Raw genomic sequence first — 16,198 nt, 5'->3', positions numbered from 1 at the left:
GCTACAAGATAGGCAAAGATCCGACTAAAATAAATAAAAGTCTTAAACTGGTCTTACCAAATGAGTCGATCTGTAACCCCCGAAAATGAGTCGTCCCACTCTCGTGTAGCCAAGGTTTTGTCAGCTTTACGTCGGGAGTTGATTCAGGGAAATATTCTTCCAGGTCAGTCCTTGCCCTCACAGCGACAACTTGCTCAAGATTTACAGGTGGCAAGAGGGTCTGTCAGGGAAGCGATTGTCTTGCTTGAATCTGAAGGGATTGTGTCAACGCGCCCAGGTGGGAGAAGCCAGGTCAATAATGTGATGACGCCTTATTTCTCGTTGGCTGGTGAGGCGGGTCTGCAGGGCGTTGAATTACAGTTGCAAGTGTTAGAGGCCAGAGCTGTGCTTGAAGGGGAGGCGGCTTACTATGCAGCTTTGAGAGCCTCGGATGCCGAGCTCAGTAAATTGTCGGAGGAATACGAAGCGATGCGATTGCGCAGCATGGGGGAGTCGACCTTGTCTAAAGCAAAGGCAGACTTAACTTTTCATATGATGATTGCTAACGCAAGCCATCACTTTATTGTGATTTCATTCAGCCAGTTGTTTTACGCGCGTTACTTTAATGTGATTCATGAAACGCTGTCATCTACTTTACGTCGGTATGGCCGTTACCCCGATGGTATCGCCCAACAGCATGAAAAAATTCATCGATCAATTCAAGCACGTTTGCCTGAGCAAGCTCGGAATGAGGCGAGTGAACATATTTTGTTCACTCGCCGTTTACTCGAAAAAGGCCTGTAATGCTTGAATGATTACCTGAGTGACGAAATCACGTCAGATAATCGTTTATCACTTAGGCTATTTTTTGCTCCAGTGCTGTTTGGCTGAACGGTGAGCGTGCAAAGGCACTGAGTACAGCCTGTAACGCAGCCGCAGACGTGTCATCGGCAGAGGTCACTGCTGAATAGGTTATGCCATCAATCTGCAAGGCAACACAGGCCTGGGCTTTGGCGTCAGTCCCCTCGGTTAAGGCACTTTCATCAAAGTGTGTGACGTTAATTTCAACATTGAAGCGCTGTTCAAGTGCATGAACCAATGCTTCCACAGCACCTGTGCCTTTTCCTTCAAATGCGGGCAATTGAGCGGCGACATTAAAGCGTCCCTCCACGATCGACTGGTTCGTGTGCAGATCATACCCATTGAGTGACCAGCCATAGGGTATACGGTTAAAGTGTTGCTCAAACAGTGTCTTAATCTGTAAAGAGGTGATTTCAGCCCCTGTGTTTTCCGACGCTTTTTGGACAACACGGCTGATTTCACTGTGCATCCACTTAGGTAAGCTGATGCCGTAGTCACGCTCAAGCACCAAGGCAACGCCGCCCTTACCGCTTTGACTGTTGATCCGGACAACCGCCTCGTATTCACGACCAATATCGCGTGGATCGATTGGAAGATAGGCGACTTCCCAATGGGGCAATTGATGCTTTTCATGGTACTGAATCGATTTACGAATCGCATCTTGGTGGCTTCCCGAAAACGCGGTGTAAACCAACTCGCCAGCCCAAGGATGGCGAGCAGCCACGGGCAGTTCTGTGCAGTACTCAACCACTTCAATAATTTCTTTAATGTTGGAAAAATTGAGGGTTGGATCAATGCCCTGAGAATACAGATTCATGCCCAGAGTGACGATGTCCATGTTGCCAGTACGCTCACCATTGCCCAGTAAGGTTCCTTCAATACGATCAGCACCGGCCATAATGCCTAACTCGGCGGCGGCAACGCCACAGCCACGGTCATTGTGAGTGTGCAAGCTGATGATCACTGATTGGCGTTGTGCCAAATGACGGCAGAAATACTCAATTTGATCGGCAAAGACGTTCGGCGTCGACATTTCAACCGTTGCAGGTAAATTAATAATGACTTTACGCCCCGTTTCAGGTTGCCATTCGGCAATGACCGCATCACAGACTTCTACTGCATACTCCATTTCAGTTCCCGTGAAACTTTCGGGCGAGTACTGGAAGGCCCATTCGGTATCAGGGTATTGTTCGGAATAGGCTTTGACCCATTTGGCACCCTGAACCGCGATGGCTTTAATGCCCTCGCGATCCATACCAAACACTTGCTCACGCTGAACGGTCGACGTTGAATTATACACGTGCACAATTGCCTTTTTAGCACCTGCTAAGGACTCGTAGGAACGCGCGATTAATTCTTCTCTGGCTTGAGTCAAGACCTGAATTGTTACATCGTCAGGAATAAGGTTCTCAACAATTAACTTACGCACAAAATCAAAGTCGGGCTGTGAGGCTGAGGGAAAGCCCACTTCGATTTCTTTAAAGCCTAGCTTGACCAACAATTGGAACATGCGTGTTTTTTGTTCAACGTTCATTGGGTTAATCAATGCTTGATTGCCATCACGAAGATCTACACTACACCATAGAGGAGCCTTCGTAATCTGCTGGTCAGGCCAAGTGCGGTCTGTCAAACGAATGGGGGTGAAAGCGCGATACTTACGATGATCAAACATGTTGCAGTCCCATATTAAGTCGAGTCTTGATTTGAATATTAGTGTACGCTTAAGTCAGCGCAATAGGCTTGCTAAATTGGGTCTTTTTCCCGTTTGTGCGCAATTAAATTTAGGTTTTTTGCAGTATTGCTTTAGTATTATTGCTCTAAGTCGCAATGGAGGTGAGTATGAGTGTTGACATAGATCGCTTTGATATCAAAATTTTGCATGAACTTCAAAAAGATGCCTCCATTTCGAATCAGGAGTTGGCGGAGCGGATTGGACTAACGGCGGCTCCTTGCTCTCGACGGGTGAAGCAGTTGGAAGAAAATGGATTTATTGAGCGTCAGGTCATTCGAGTCAATGAACGCAAAGTTGGCCTGAATTTAATTGCGTTGTTGCATATTAGTATGGATAAGCATATCCCTGAGCGCTTTGAGGCTTTTGAAACTGCGATTGCCGAGATTCCTGAAGTGATGGAATGCTATCTGATTACAGGTCATGATGCCGATTATCAACTCAAAGTTGCGGTTGCCGATATGGACAGCTATCACGATATTTTGCTCGGTAAAATCACGCGGATCACGGGTGTTTCAGGGGTTAAGTCGTCTTTTATTATGCGCAAAGTCGTGGACACCACAGCGGTGCCCTTGCACTATCTAAAGCGCTAAAGGGCCTGCTGTCTGCTGGGCACCTTGTCGTGTTTAGTCACGTGGATCGGTTGATTTCACAATAGGACGATCCAGATTGTTTTGATAAAACGTATACAAATGAGGATAGGCGTCAAACGTATTTAACGACCGAAACAGTGCCCAGTCGATTAAACAAAATAAAGAAATAGAGGCAAAGTTCCAAGTGTCAAAGCTGCCTTGGCTGGCGCTGGTGTTCAGAACATCGAGAGTTGATTGAATGCGCTCATGTTGCAGGTTAAAAAATAGAGCGTCTTGAGATGTGTCTATGCCTGATTTTTCAAGTAAAAAAAGCTCAACGTATGAATCGTTAGCCGCATTAATTAGAGTGAGGTTATTGTCATCATTGATCGTCCAAGCGTCCTTAACATAAGCTTGATTCAGGTGTTGAAAAATAATACGCGAATCAAAAATCACCTTCTCGCCATCAACCAGCATAGGAATCTTTAAAGCTGGGTTAATGGATTTAAGGATTGAACGGCCTTCTTCCTCATAAATGTTGATATTGATGAACTCATGATCAAGACCTGATAAGAAGACTCTTAAGCGTCTAACAAAGGGAGACGTTGAGGATCCGTATAGTTTCATTGGTATTTCCTGATTTAGGCTTTCATAATGTTCGGCGAGTGAAATTGACAGATGCGAAATCCTTAATTTCAAATGAACCAAGAGTATCCTTTAGATCCTGCTCCTGTCGAGTAGATTAATGAACTGGGCGGTATATGAACCGAATTTTCCGTTATGGGTTACCCCTTCTGCTGATCGTGTTAGCCATCATCAGTTTTATGTATTTGAAGTCAACACGTCCGCAGGCTCCACCCGTTGTGAATGAAGAACGGCGCTGGCCCGTGAGTACGATTCAACTTGAATTGTCAGCGGCTTCACCTAAGTTGAGGCTGTTTGGTCGTTTACAAACGCCAGCTTTGACACACCTGATGGCTCGAACAGCGGGGGATGTGAATGCTGTGTATGTACAGGTCGGTGAGCGTGTTGATGCCGGGCAAGTATTGCTGGAATTAAATCCGCTGGATGCACAGGTTGCATTAGGTCAGCGTCAAGCTGAATTAGAGGATGTGAAGTCTCAGCGTGCGCAGCGTTTGGCACAATATGAAGCCGATCAACGAGCGTTGGTGCAAGAGCGTGAGTTGGTGATGTTAGCTGAGCGGCAATTGAGTCGTGTCAGGCGTTTAGTCGAGGGGAATCGTGTGGCTGAGCGTGAGGCTGAATTGGCCGAGCAAGCCTTACGCCAGCAGCGTCTGGCGCTATTGACTCGAGAGTTGGCTGTAGAGCAACACCCCTCGCGCTTGCAACAGCTTGATGCCTCATTACAGCAGGCGGAAGGACAACTTCAATTAGCCCAGCGTAATTTTGAAGCCACTCAAGTGGTGGCACCCGAAACCTCAAGGATTATTTCGATTCAGGTCGCACCTGGTGAGTATGTTAATCAGAGTTCGCCGTTGCTCACGCTCGTTGTACCTGAGCGGATTGAGTTTGTTGCCTCCTTACCCCTGAGTACGTTGAATTTGATTCAAACGGCCTATCGTGAGGGGGTTGCTCTAATGGCTAAGGCTCAGATTGAAGGCCGTGAGTATCAGTTTGTACTGGATCGGTTTGACTCCCAAACACATGCCTCAGGCACCTTGCAAGCCTACTTTAAAATTGACACGGGTGACGCTGAACACTTACCGATTGGGCGATTCGTCGAAGCTTGGTTGGCCCTTCCTGTTAACGAGCCTCGTGTCTGGATACCCGCGGCGTCATTGTATGGGCGTGATCAAGTTTACCGAGTGGTTGAGCAACGTCTAGATCCGGTTAAAGTACACGTTCTAGGTGAATGGGTACGAGAAGGCCAGGCAGGATTTTTAGTGGTTGCGGACCTTCTCAAAGAGGGGGATCAAGTGCTTGCGAACCGTCTCCCTCAGGCGATGCAGGGGTTGGCCGTTGAGACAGTTGAACGGTTTGAGCGTAACTAGGGAGTTAGCATGTTACCTAAGCAGGGATTTATCAGTTTATTTATTCGACACCCCTTAGCAAGTCCTTTATTGATTATGCTGATGCTGATGTCGGGTATTTGGGCTTTGTCAAAGTTAAATACACAGTTCTTTCCGACCTTCAATCTCGATATTGTCAGTGTCAGAGTCGTTTGGACAGGGGCCAGTGCTGAGGATGTTGAGGCCGGATTAACGCTTCCTCTAGAGCAATCGCTTCGTAGTGTAGATGGTTTAAAGTCCATGACTTCAACCTCAAGCCTTGGAATTTCAGCGATTACCTTAGAGTTCCGTGACGGAACGGATATGACGCAAGCCTTAGCACAGGTTGAGGATCGCGTGGGCCAACAAAGGAATTTGCCAGCCAATGCAGAGACACCCATTGTCAGTCGTATCCTTCGCTATGAGCCCATTGTTCGGATGCTTTTGTCAGGCCCTGGCTCCATGTCAGAACTTCGTGGGTTAGCGCGCCAGTTTGAACGAGAGTTGTTGGATATCGGCATTGAAAAAGTTGACTTTGTTGGACTGCCCGAAGAGGTTGTATCCATTGAAATTCCCAGTTCGGCCTTGATGACGTTAAATCAATCGCCGAGCCAAATTGCCGAAACGATTGCACGTTACACCTCCGATCAGCCCGCGGGCCAATTTGGACGTGATCAAGGAGGGCGTCAATTACGATTTTTAGAGCAGGCGAGAGATGAGACAAGTTTTGCTCGTTTGCCTATCACGCACTCAACGGAGCAAGGGCGGATTCAGTTAGGGGATATTGCCCATATTGAGCGGCGCTCACGCGACAGTGAAACGCGCGTTCGTTACCAGGGCAAGCCTGCTCTCGAACTCTTGCTGCAGCGAACGGAAAGTACGGATGCGTTAGAAGCGGCTCGACGGTTTAATCAGTGGTTGGCATTAACTGAGCCACAACTGCCCAGCGGAGTGGAACTCAAAGTTTATGATCAGTTATGGCAACTTATCAGCGAGCGGATTCATCTATTGCTTAAAAATGGTGTCGGTGGGCTGATTTTAGTCTTAGCCATTTTGTTTTTGTTTTTAAGTGGACGCTTAGCCTTGCGTGTTGCATTGGGGATTCCGATTGCATTTACCACTGCGTTTATCGCCTTGTATCTCGCGGGGGGTAGCATCAATATGCTATCACTTTTTGGCTTTATTATGTCCTTGGGGATTATTGTCGACAATGCCATTGTGGTCAGTGAGCACGCTTACACATTGCGCACTCAAGGAAAATCTGCCGAGGAGTCTGCACGGCTGGGTGCACAGAGAATGTTGGGGCCTGTGATTGCATCATCTTTAACAACCGTGGCGGCTTTTTTTCCCTTAATGCTGATTGGTGGCATTATGGGAAAAATTCTCTTCGAGATTCCGTTGGTTGTGATTTGTGTGATTTTAGCAACCTTGATCATCAGTTTTCTGATTTTACCCCATCAGCTGTCGAAGGGATTGGCTGTTTCGAGAGCCCAGTTAAAACAAGAGGAGCAGGGTTTTCGAGGTCGCTTTGAGCGAGGGTTACATCGATTTCGAGAGGGGCCTTTCCGGCGCAGCGTTACAGCGGCAATTCGGGCTCGAGGGGTGACCTTAACAAGTGCGGTGGCGTTGTTGATTTTGGCTGTTGGTTTGCTCGCAGGAGGTCGTGTTGGGTTTACGTTTTTTCCAAGCCCTGATGGTACGACCTTACGAGCCAATGTAGCCTTTGTATCGGGAACGCCTCCTCAAAAAGTTGAGGCCTACATGAGTGAAGTTGAAGCGGCTTTGGACCGAGTGACTGAATCACTCGAGCAATCGGTGGTTCGGGTGAAAGTGACACGGTTAGGGCAGGGGATTAGCTCAGATGGTTCGGCTCCAAGAGGGGATCAATTTGCCTCGATGCTAGTTGAGCTTACTTCACCTGACAGCCGCTCAATCAGCAATCGAGAACTCATTCAACGTTGGCAAGCCGAGTTGGCGCCAGCAGCAGGACTGGATATGCTGACGATAACGGCGGTAACGGGTGGGCCACCCGGTCGAGATATCGATGTGCGTTTATCCGCAAGCGACCCTCTGCGTCTTAAAGCAGCGGCAGAGACATTAGCGGCACAAATGCAGGAAATACCCGGCTTGTATGCAGTTGAAGATGATACGCCTTACGGGCGTGAACAGCTGTTGTTGACCTTAACCCCTTTGGCGGAGTCCTTGGGATTAACACCCAGAGACATAGCTTCTGAGTTGAGAGGGTTCCTGGAGGGGGCGTTGGTGCAATTGTACCAAGATGGGTTGGATGAAGTTGAAGTCAGGGTGCGCTTGCCTGACTCCGAGCGCTACAATGCGCTCGTGCTTGAGCGGCTGTATCTCCCAGTTCCCAATCTAGATTGGCTCGCTTTGGATCAGTTGGTTGAAATACGGTACCAGCCGGGGTTTGAAACGCTGCGTCATGCCGATGCGCGACTTGCCATTCAAGTGTCAGCGGAGTTGGATTCTGCGCAAGGCAATGCGGGGTTGATTCGAGAGCGTTTAGCCAATGAGGTCATGCCACGCTTGGTGAATGACTATGGCATTGATTGGTCATTTCAAGGGCGAGCAGTCGACCAACGTGAGACCATGGCTGACATGCAAATGGGGCTCGTGTTTGCTTTACTGGCGATATACATCGTGTTGGCTTGGATGTTCGCCAGCTACCTATTGCCCTTGGTGGTGATGGCGATCATCCCATTTGGTCTTTTAGGTGCTGTGGCAGGACACTGGTTATTAGGCTTAGAGCTTACGCTTTTATCCTTCTTTGGCATTTTTGGTTTGACTGGAATAGTGGTCAATAACTCAATTATATTGGTCAGCTTTTACCAAGAGTTACGCCAGCAAGGACTTGATATAGAAACGGCGATTATCGAGGCGTCCTGCCAAAGATTAAGGGCTGTTTTAATCACATCAATCACAACTATAGTCGGGCTGGTGCCGTTGCTCTTTGAGACCTCCGTGCAGGCGCAGTTTCTGATTCCAATGGCGGTTTCAATTATGTTCGGCTTAGCGGTTGCAACGCTATTGGTTTTGTTGGTGATTCCGGCCTTAATGCGAGTCGTCATACGTTAATTGCTTGTTTTTGCTAGAATGAGTAAGGGGGTTCTGGCTATGCTTGAGCGAAGCGCAGGCGTACCTTATGTCTGCAGACTAAATATGGAGTCTTTAGGATGAACGTAAAATTTTTTAGTGCACAAGCCTACGACAAAACTTTTTTTGATAAGGCCAATCAACACTTTGGTTTTGAGTTGGAGTATCTTGAGGCTCCGTTGAATGTGCAAACCGCACGCTTAGCGGCAGGTGCTGAAGCCGTGTGTGCCTTTGTTAACGACCAATTAGACAGTGCATGCTTACATGCACTGCATCGTCACGGCGTTAAGTGGATTGCGCTACGCTGCGCTGGATTTAATCAAGTTGATCTTGACTCCGCTAAGGCGCTAGGGATTAAAGTGGTTCGAGTGCCAGGTTATTCGCCAGAGGCGGTCGCCGAACACACCTTGGCTTTGATATTAACGCTCAATCGGCATACGCATCGAGCGTATAACCGGGTTCGTGAAAGTAATTTCCAATTAAATGGCTTGCTGGGCTTTAATCTGCATCAAAAAACCGTAGGGGTTATCGGCACGGGACAGATAGGGCTTGCGACTGCACGCATCCTAAAGGGGTTCGGTTGCCAAGTGTTGGGATATGATCCCTATCCAAGTGATGCTTTTTTAGCCATCGGTGGAACCTACGTTCGCTTAGATGAGCTTTATTCACGCGCTGATATTATTAGTTTGCATTGTCCTTTGACCCCTGAAAATCATCACTTAATTAATGGGCCTGCTATTGCCGACATGAAACGCGGTGTGATGCTAGTCAACACGAGCCGAGGAGGGTTGGTTGATACTCGAGCAGCTATTTTAGCACTTAAATCGGGGCAAATAGGGTATTTAGCCTTGGACGTGTATGAGCAGGAAAGTGAGTTCTTTTTTCGGGATCTTTCCGATGAAATATTAACGGATGATGACTTGTCTCGTTTAATGACTTTTCCAAATGTGCTCATTACGGGACATCAAGGGTTTTTTACGGAAGAAGCATTGACCCAAATAGCTGAAATTACCTTAAGCAATTTACGTGAGTTAAATACGACGGGTGCCTGTTGTCATCAAGTTGCGTGATGAGTTGAACCCAAGTCTCCGATGATAGGTTAGGGTCATCTCAAGTAGAAGGCTTGGTTGGTTAATGCGACGGGGTTTGATATACTTCTACACGCTGTACTTGGTTTGTACGGCTTTTATTTTCCAGCATTTAATTGCTTATGTGGCCTGTCGTAGGGGCCACCACTAAGGTAAGGATATTGTCATGCCTGTAATTACTCTTCCTGATGGAAGCTCGCGTAGCTTTGATCATCCCGTTTCTGTTTTTGATGTCGCTGCAAATATCGGAACAGGTTTAGCAAAAGCGGCTCTAGCCGGTAAAATCAACGGTCAACTCGTCGATACAAGCTATACCATCACTGAAGATGTGCACTTGGCAATTGTGACGGCACGTGACGATGAGGGCGTCGATATTATTCGCCACTCGTGTGCGCATTTAATGGCGATGGCGGTTCAGGATCTATTTCCGGGCGCTCAAGTCACTATTGGCCCCGTCATTGACAACGGTTTTTATTACGACTTTGCGTATGAGCGTTCGTTTACGCCAGAAGACCTTGAAAAAATTGAAGCGCGTATGAACGAGCTGTCAAAGCAGAATCTGGCGGTGTCGCGTTCATTAATGAGCCGGGAAGAGGCAGTCGCTCTGTTTGAAGAAATGGGTGAGTCGTATAAGGTTGAAATCATCAATGATATCCCTAGCGATCAGCCGTTATCCTTTTATAAGCAAGGTGATTTTATCGACCTCTGCCGTGGACCTCACGTACCGTCCACGGGCCATATAAAAGTATTCAAACTTATGAAGGTTGCAGGTGCCTATTGGAGAGGTGATTCCAATAATGAAATGCTGCAACGCATTTACGGCACAGCTTGGGGCGATAAAAAGGATCTAAAAGAGTATCTATTTCGCTTAGAAGAAGCCGAAAAACGCGATCATCGTAAGCTTGGTAAAGCTCTACATTTGTTCCATATGCAGGAAGAAGCGCCTGGCATGGTGTTTTGGCATCCAAATGGTTGGACAATTTATCAACAAATTGAACAATACATGCGCAGAAAGCAGCGTGAACACGGATATCAAGAGATTAAAACGCCGCAGGTGGTGGAACGCACACTTTGGGAAAAGTCAGGGCACTGGGACAAGTTCCATGAGGAAATGTTTACCACAAATTCAGAGAGCCGAGATTTCGCTATTAAGCCAATGAACTGCCCGTGTCATATACAGGTGTTCAATCAAGGCTTGCGTTCATACCGTGACTTGCCTTTGCGTTTGGCTGAGTTTGGCTCGTGCCATCGAAATGAGCCTTCCGGTGCGCTGCACGGTATTATGCGTGTTCGTGGTTTTGTTCAAGACGATGCGCATATCTTTTGTTCTGAGCAGTCTATTCAGCAAGAGGTGGCCGATTTTATTGAGTTTCTTCATGAGGTTTATCGAGACTTCGGCTTCAAAGACATTATTTACAAGCTCTCGACTCGCCCTGAAAAGCGCGTGGGCTCTGATGAAAGCTGGGATAAAGCCGAAAAAGCCTTGGCTGATGCCTTGAACACGGCTAACCTTGATTGGCAAGAGCTGCCTGGCGAAGGTGCTTTTTATGGTCCTAAAATCGAGTTTTCGTTAAAAGATTGTCTCGGTCGCGTGTGGCAGTGTGGTACTATACAGGTTGATTTTTCAATGCCGGGCCGTCTTGGTGCTCAGTTTGTCAATGAAGCCGGTGAGCGTGAAGTTCCTGTGATGCTTCATAGAGCGATTTTGGGTTCTTTTGAGCGCTTTATTGGTATTTTGATTGAGCATTACGCGGGGGCGTTGCCAACTTGGTTGTCGCCTGTACAAGCGGTCGTGCTGAATATTACGGATAAACAAGCGGATTTTTGTAAAAAAGTACACGAAACACTCGAAAAAGCTGGAATTCGATCGAATCTAGACTTGAGAAACGAGAAGATCGGCTTTAAAATCCGCGAGCATACTTTACAAAAAGTTCCTTACCTTCTTGTGGTAGGTGACAAAGAGGTTGAATCTGGCTCCGTTGCAGTGCGTACGCGCTCCGGCTCAGATCTTGGTACATTGACACTTGCCGAATTGACTGAGCATTTGCTTCAGGACATCAGCAACAAGTCTGACCAACAATAAAAAATTCGTCAGGAGATAGAATTATCAGGCGTGAAACTAAACGTGGTAGCCGTGGTCCGCTGCCACCCATAAATGAGAATATTCGTGCAACCCAGGTTCGTTTGATCGGAGCTGACGGTTCGCAGGTTGGTGTAGTCGCTATCAATCAAGCGCTTGAGATGGCTCAAGAAGCTGAACTTGACCTAGTTCAGATTTCTGAAGCTGACCCCATTGTCTGTAAGATAATGGACTATGGTAAGCATCAGTACGAACTGAAGAAAAAAGCAAATGAGGCTAAGAAAAAACAGACTCAGATGCAGGTCAAGGAAATAAAATTCCGTCCGGGTACGGAAGAAGGGGATTATCAGGTAAAACTACGCAACCTGATACGTTTCCTTGAAAGCGGAGACAAGGCTAAGGTTACGCTTAGATTCCGTGGTCGTGAAATGGCCCATCAGGAGCTAGGTATGCAGTTGCTTGAGCGGATCGAACAAGATCTGGCTGATGCAGGCACTGTAGAACAGCGCCCTAAGATGGAAGGCCGTCAAATGATCATGGTCGTGGCTCCGAAAAAGAAATAGTCAAATGACATAAAACCCGCTGGCTGTCATGAATCATTTCAGCAAGTGGGTTTTGTTGTATGTTGTTTTGGCTGACTAACAAACGAATGCGTGGAGAAGATTAATGCCTAAGATTAAAACTGTCCGCGGTGCGGCAAAGCGTTTCAAAAAGACTGCTAATGGTATCAAGCATAAGCAGGCCTATAAAAGTCATATTTTGACCAAAAAGTCAACTAAGCGTAAGCGTCAATTGCGTCCTATGATGCAAGTCCATGCTTCTGACGTGAAGTTAGTTAAACGTATGTTGCCTACGCTCTAAGCGTTCATTGGTTAAGAAATAGCTATTTATTAGGAAGGAAATGTTATGCCTCGCGTAAAACGTGGTGTTGTGGCGCGTCGTCGTCATAAAAAAATTCTGAAACTGGCCAAGGGTTACTACGGTGCTCGTAGCCGTGTATTCCGTGTTGCTAAGCAAGCGGTCATCAAAGCCGGTCAATATGCTTACCGTGACCGTCGTCAACGTAAGCGTCAATTCCGTGCGTTGTGGATTGCGCGTATCAATGCGGCTGCCCGTATCAATGGTCTGTCTTACAGCCGTTTCATCTCTGGCTTGAAAAAAGCCAACGTTGAAATTGACCGTAAAGTCTTGGCTGATTTAGCCGTTCACCAACAGGTTGCGTTTGCAGCTGTTGTTGAGAAAGCTAAAGCAGCATTGGCATAAGCCAAGACCCGCCTATTGGTGGTAACTGACTGATTCAGATAGGGGAAGGGCGCATGCTCTTCCCTTTTTTTATGTAACTGGAGCACTCCTAAATGGAAAATCTGAAAAACCTCCTGGAACAAGGCAAACAGGCGGTTGAGACTGCTGTCGATGTCAAAGCACTGGACGATGTTCGTGTTCAGTATCTCGGTAAGAAAGGTGAGCTTACCCAGTTGCTGAAGGGCTTGGGTAAATTGTCAGCTGAGGAACGCCCTGCAGCCGGTGCCTTAATTAACGAAGCAAAAGACGCCTTACAATTTGCGCTTGATACTCGTAAGTCAGCACTTGAGGCGGCCGCTTTGAGTGCTAAATTGGCATCCGAGACGCTGGATGTCACTCTTCCGGGTCGTCGCGATGAACTCGGTGGTCTTCATCCTGTCACCAAAACGATGCAGCGTATTGAAGCATTCTTCGGAAGCATTGGATACACAGTAGCCGAAGGGCCGGAAATTGAAGATGATTATCACAACTTCGAAGCCTTGAATATTCCAGCGCATCATCCTGCTCGTGCAATGCACGACACTTTTTATTTTGATGCTCATACTCTATTGCGTACCCATACCTCACCTGTGCAGGTGCGTACGATGGAAAGCAAAGCGCCGCCAATTCGGATTATCTGCCCTGGGCGTGTTTACCGTTGCGATTATGATCAAACGCATTCGCCCATGTTTCATCAGGTAGAAGGCTTATTGATCGATAAAAACATCAGCTTTGCCGACTTGAAAGGGACGCTTGAGCAGTTTTTACGCGAGTTCTTTGAAGAAGACGTTAAAGTGAGATTTCGTCCTTCCTATTTCCCGTTTACTGAGCCCTCAATCGAGGTGGATATCGACCGTGGCGATGGCAAATGGCTTGAAGTCTTAGGCTGTGGAATGGTGCATCCAAAAGTGTTCGAATACTCAGGTATTGATCCTGAAGAGTACACAGGCTTTGCATTTGGAATGGGGGTTGAGCGTTTAGCGATGCTTCGCTACGGCGTTAATGATCTAAGGTTGTTTTTTGAAAACGATCTGCGCTTTTTAAAGCAGTTTAGCTGATCACCCTAACACCTTAGTCATTTACACAGAATTATTCAGGACATCCGCATGAAATTTAGTGAACAGTGGTTACGTGAGTGGGTTAATCCAAGTTTGGATACTCAGGCACTTTCAGATCAACTTAGTTTGGCTGGTTTAGAAGTCGACGATGTTATTGGCGTGGCTGGTGATTTTTCGGGCGTGGTTGTTGCGCAAATTATTTATGCCCAGCCACATCCGAATGCTGACAAGTTGCAAGTCTGCCAAGTGTCGGACGGTACAGACACTTTCCAGATCGTCTGTGGTGCAGCCAATGCACGAGCTGGGCTTAAAACAGCCTTGGCACGTGTAGGTGCCTGCCTGCCGGGTGATTTCAAAATCAAAGCGGCTAAATTGCGTCAAGTTGAATCTTTCGGAATGCTATGTGCCGAGGATGAGCTGGGTCTTTCAGACGATCATGCAGGTATCATGGAGTTGCCAGAGGATGCCCCTTTAGGGCTGAATTTAAGAGATTACTTAAATCTGGACGATCAGATCATTGATGTGGATTTAACGCCAAACCGTGGTGACTGTTTAAGTATTGTGGGGATGGCACGCGAAGTCGGTGTGTTAAATCAGTTGCCCGTTAAGACGCTAGACACCCCCGCGATTCCCGCACAATCAAATGAAGTCTTTCCAGTTGAGCTGGTGTCGCCAGAGGACTGTCCTCGTTATGTAGGGCGAGTGTTGCGCGGGATTAATCCGCAAGCCACGACTCCCGCTTGGATGGCATCCAAGTTAGCCCGTTCTGGCATTCGCTGTATTGACCCTGTGGTCGATGTGACAAACTATGTCTTGTTAGAGTTAGGGCAGCCTATGCATGCCTTTGACTTGAGTAAGCTGGAAGGGCGTATTCTGGTTAGAAAAGCAGAGCAAGGCGAAACAATTCGGTTGCTGGATGGTTCTGATGCCACTCTCAATGACGATACCCTAGTGATTGCGGATGATAAAGGTGCACTTGCAATTGCTGGTATCATGGGCGGTGAGTCGAGCAGTGTTACAGAAACCACCACGGATATTTTCTTGGAAAGTGCATTTTTTCAACCTTTGTCAATCGTGGGACGGGCGCGTAATTACGGGCTGCATACCGACTCCTCTCACCGCTTTGAGCGTGGGGTAGACTGGCAGCAGCAGGTGAGAGCAATTGAGCGTGCAACGCAATTGCTGCTCGATATCGTTGGCGGCCAGCCAGGTCCTGTGATCGAAGCTGTGTCTGTTGAGCACTTGCCGCTACAGCCAGTGGTTCGCCTGCGACATGACCGGGTGGACGCAATGTTAGCGATGGCAATGCCTGCTGATGTGATTGAAGATATTCTAGCGCGCTTGGGCATGACGTTAACATCCGATGTCGAGCGTGAGTGGAGTGTCAGCGTTCCTTCGTACCGCTTTGATATTACGCTCGAAGTGGACTTGATCGAAGAAATCGCGCGCGTGTATGGCTACGATAACCTACCTGTCAGAACGCCGATGGCGCAGTTGCCTTTGCCACCGATTCCTGAAGCGAAAGTAGCCGTGAGTCGCTTGCGTCAACACTTAATCAGCCGCGGATACCAAGAAGCCATTACCTATAGCTTTATTGAAATAGGGCTTGCCAAGCAGTTCGATCCTGAGCATGAGCCTTTGGCGTTGGCAAATCCTATTTCGGCTGAAATGGCGGTGATGCGCACAACCCTATGGCCCGGCTTGATGAAAGCTGTACTCTATAATCAAAACCGTCAGCAAACGCGGATCCGTTTGTTTGAGACAGGTCAAAGGTTTATTTCATCAGACGCCGGCTTAACGCAGCAGAATGTGGTGGCTGGGGTGATTGTTGGTAATCGTGACGCGGAAGGATGGACAGCAGGTAAAGACAAGGTCGACTTTTTTGATTTAAAAGGCGATGTTGAATCTTTGCTGGGATTAGGCGGGCAGGGTGCACAGTTCTCATTTGTAGCATCTCAGCATCCGGCATTGCATCCAGGCCAAACAGCGGCGATTGAGCTTCAGGGGCAAGTGGTTGGGTATATCGGCGCACTTCATCCACAGTTGGTGCATGAGCTTGATGTATCCTCTGCTGCATTTTTATTCGAAATAGACTTAGATGCCGCTTTGAGCGGGCGTTTGTCGCGTTATGTGGCTTTATCGAAGTTCCCTGAAATGCGACGTGATTTATCTCTTGTTGTTGATCAAGCAGTCAGCTTTTCAACGGTTAAAGCGATTGTTGCGAAAACAGCTGGTGAATTTCTTAAAAATATGCGACTTTTTGACATGTATCAGGGCCAAGGTATTGAAGCAGGAAGAAAAAGTCTTGCTTTGGGCTTGACCTGGCAGCATCCTTCGCGCACTCTTACTGATGAAGAAATAAACAACAGTGTTAATGCCGTTGTCTCTGCACTCAGTCAAGAATGCGGAGCCTCGTTAAGAGATTAAAGA

General features: G+C 47.5%; 13 protein-coding genes. 11 read left to right on the top strand and 2 right to left on the bottom strand.

The window, feature by feature from the left end:
* Positions 1-60: 60 nt before the first annotated feature.
* Positions 61-783, top strand: coding sequence for a FadR/GntR family transcriptional regulator (locus tag F5971_RS04285; protein ID WP_081763830.1), 723 nt, complete (start codon positions 61-63; stop codon positions 781-783).
* Between the two features lie 52 nt (positions 784-835).
* Here F5971_RS04285 and leuA read toward each other — a convergent pair whose 3' ends face one another.
* Positions 836-2,512: a 2-isopropylmalate synthase gene (gene leuA / locus F5971_RS04280; protein ID WP_193494245.1), complete on the bottom strand. Its 1,677-nt coding sequence runs from the start codon at positions 2,510-2,512 to the stop codon at positions 836-838.
* 167 nt (positions 2,513-2,679) lie between these two features.
* Here leuA and F5971_RS04275 point away from each other — a divergent pair, with 167 nt between their 5' ends.
* Positions 2,680-3,162 (top strand): Lrp/AsnC family transcriptional regulator, encoded by a 483-nt coding sequence (locus F5971_RS04275; protein WP_036511388.1) that lies wholly within the window; start codon positions 2,680-2,682, stop codon positions 3,160-3,162.
* 33 nt (positions 3,163-3,195) lie between these two features.
* Here the strand turns inward: F5971_RS04275 and F5971_RS04270 are convergent, their stop codons facing one another.
* Positions 3,196-3,768: a glutathione S-transferase family protein gene (locus F5971_RS04270; protein WP_193494243.1), complete on the bottom strand. Its 573-nt coding sequence runs from the start codon at positions 3,766-3,768 to the stop codon at positions 3,196-3,198.
* A 134-nt stretch (positions 3,769-3,902) separates the two neighbouring features.
* Between F5971_RS04270 and F5971_RS04265 the strand changes: the two genes are divergently transcribed.
* The 9 genes from F5971_RS04265 to pheT all read left to right on the top strand — a co-directional run bounded on the left by F5971_RS04265 (position 3,903) and on the right by pheT (position 16,195).
* Positions 3,903-5,153, top strand: coding sequence for an efflux RND transporter periplasmic adaptor subunit (locus F5971_RS04265; RefSeq protein ID WP_193494241.1), 1,251 nt, complete (start codon positions 3,903-3,905; stop codon positions 5,151-5,153).
* Between the two features lie 9 nt (positions 5,154-5,162).
* Complete coding sequence (locus F5971_RS04260) at positions 5,163-8,243, top strand: efflux RND transporter permease subunit (protein ID WP_193494239.1); 3,081 nt, start codon at positions 5,163-5,165, stop codon at positions 8,241-8,243.
* A gap of 98 nt (positions 8,244-8,341) precedes the next feature.
* On the top strand, positions 8,342-9,331 hold the full coding sequence (locus F5971_RS04255; protein WP_036511399.1) for a 2-hydroxyacid dehydrogenase: 990 nt from the start codon (positions 8,342-8,344) through the stop codon (positions 9,329-9,331).
* A gap of 184 nt (positions 9,332-9,515) precedes the next feature.
* Positions 9,516-11,432: a threonine--tRNA ligase gene (thrS, locus tag F5971_RS04250; RefSeq protein ID WP_036511402.1), complete on the top strand. Its 1,917-nt coding sequence runs from the start codon at positions 9,516-9,518 to the stop codon at positions 11,430-11,432.
* Between the two features lie 20 nt (positions 11,433-11,452).
* Positions 11,453-11,992: a translation initiation factor IF-3 gene (gene infC, locus F5971_RS04245; protein ID WP_089503629.1), complete on the top strand. Its 540-nt coding sequence runs from the start codon at positions 11,453-11,455 to the stop codon at positions 11,990-11,992.
* A 103-nt stretch (positions 11,993-12,095) separates the two neighbouring features.
* The gene (gene rpmI, locus F5971_RS04240; RefSeq protein ID WP_036511408.1) at positions 12,096-12,290 is read left to right on the top strand and encodes a 50S ribosomal protein L35; all 195 of its coding nucleotides are present in this window, start codon (positions 12,096-12,098) and stop codon (positions 12,288-12,290) included.
* A 45-nt stretch (positions 12,291-12,335) separates the two neighbouring features.
* Positions 12,336-12,692 carry a 50S ribosomal protein L20 gene (gene rplT / locus F5971_RS04235; protein WP_036511410.1) on the top strand — a complete coding sequence of 119 codons (357 nt, stop codon included), beginning with the start codon at positions 12,336-12,338 and terminating at the stop codon, positions 12,690-12,692.
* 92 nt (positions 12,693-12,784) lie between these two features.
* Entirely contained in the window at positions 12,785-13,768 is a 984-nt protein-coding gene (pheS, locus tag F5971_RS04230) for a phenylalanine--tRNA ligase subunit alpha (RefSeq protein WP_036511413.1), read from the top strand.
* Positions 13,769-13,816: 48 nt separating this feature from the next.
* Positions 13,817-16,195, top strand: a complete 2,379-nt coding sequence (pheT, locus tag F5971_RS04225; protein WP_193494237.1) for a phenylalanine--tRNA ligase subunit beta — start codon at positions 13,817-13,819, stop codon at positions 16,193-16,195.
* Positions 16,196-16,198: the final 3 nt, after the last annotated feature.

Origin of the sequence: Nitrincola alkalisediminis, assembly GCF_009821115.1 — a bacterium.
GTDB lineage: Bacteria > Pseudomonadota > Gammaproteobacteria > Pseudomonadales > Balneatricaceae > Nitrincola > Nitrincola alkalisediminis.
Note: the sequence above shows the minus strand (reverse complement) of the source record. Positions and strands in the feature narration are given on the sequence as shown.

What these genes read in the sequence shown, in the direction of transcription:
- F5971_RS04285 (WP_081763830.1), top strand. Translation starts at nt 61, where the DNA reads ATGAGTCGATCTGTAACCCCCGAAAATGAGTCGTCCCACTCTCGTGTA.
- leuA (WP_193494245.1), bottom strand. Translation starts at nt 2,512, where the DNA reads ATGTTTGATCATCGTAAGTATCGCGCTTTCACCCCCATTCGTTTGACA.
- F5971_RS04275 (WP_036511388.1), top strand. Translation starts at nt 2,680, where the DNA reads ATGAGTGTTGACATAGATCGCTTTGATATCAAAATTTTGCATGAACTT.
- F5971_RS04270 (WP_193494243.1), bottom strand. Translation starts at nt 3,768, where the DNA reads ATGAAACTATACGGATCCTCAACGTCTCCCTTTGTTAGACGCTTAAGA.
- F5971_RS04265 (WP_193494241.1), top strand. Translation starts at nt 3,903, where the DNA reads ATGAACCGAATTTTCCGTTATGGGTTACCCCTTCTGCTGATCGTGTTA.
- F5971_RS04260 (WP_193494239.1), top strand. Translation starts at nt 5,163, where the DNA reads ATGTTACCTAAGCAGGGATTTATCAGTTTATTTATTCGACACCCCTTA.
- F5971_RS04255 (WP_036511399.1), top strand. Translation starts at nt 8,342, where the DNA reads ATGAACGTAAAATTTTTTAGTGCACAAGCCTACGACAAAACTTTTTTT.
- thrS (WP_036511402.1), top strand. Translation starts at nt 9,516, where the DNA reads ATGCCTGTAATTACTCTTCCTGATGGAAGCTCGCGTAGCTTTGATCAT.
- rpmI (WP_036511408.1), top strand. Translation starts at nt 12,096, where the DNA reads ATGCCTAAGATTAAAACTGTCCGCGGTGCGGCAAAGCGTTTCAAAAAG.
- rplT (WP_036511410.1), top strand. Translation starts at nt 12,336, where the DNA reads ATGCCTCGCGTAAAACGTGGTGTTGTGGCGCGTCGTCGTCATAAAAAA.
- pheS (WP_036511413.1), top strand. Translation starts at nt 12,785, where the DNA reads ATGGAAAATCTGAAAAACCTCCTGGAACAAGGCAAACAGGCGGTTGAG.
- pheT (WP_193494237.1), top strand. Translation starts at nt 13,817, where the DNA reads ATGAAATTTAGTGAACAGTGGTTACGTGAGTGGGTTAATCCAAGTTTG.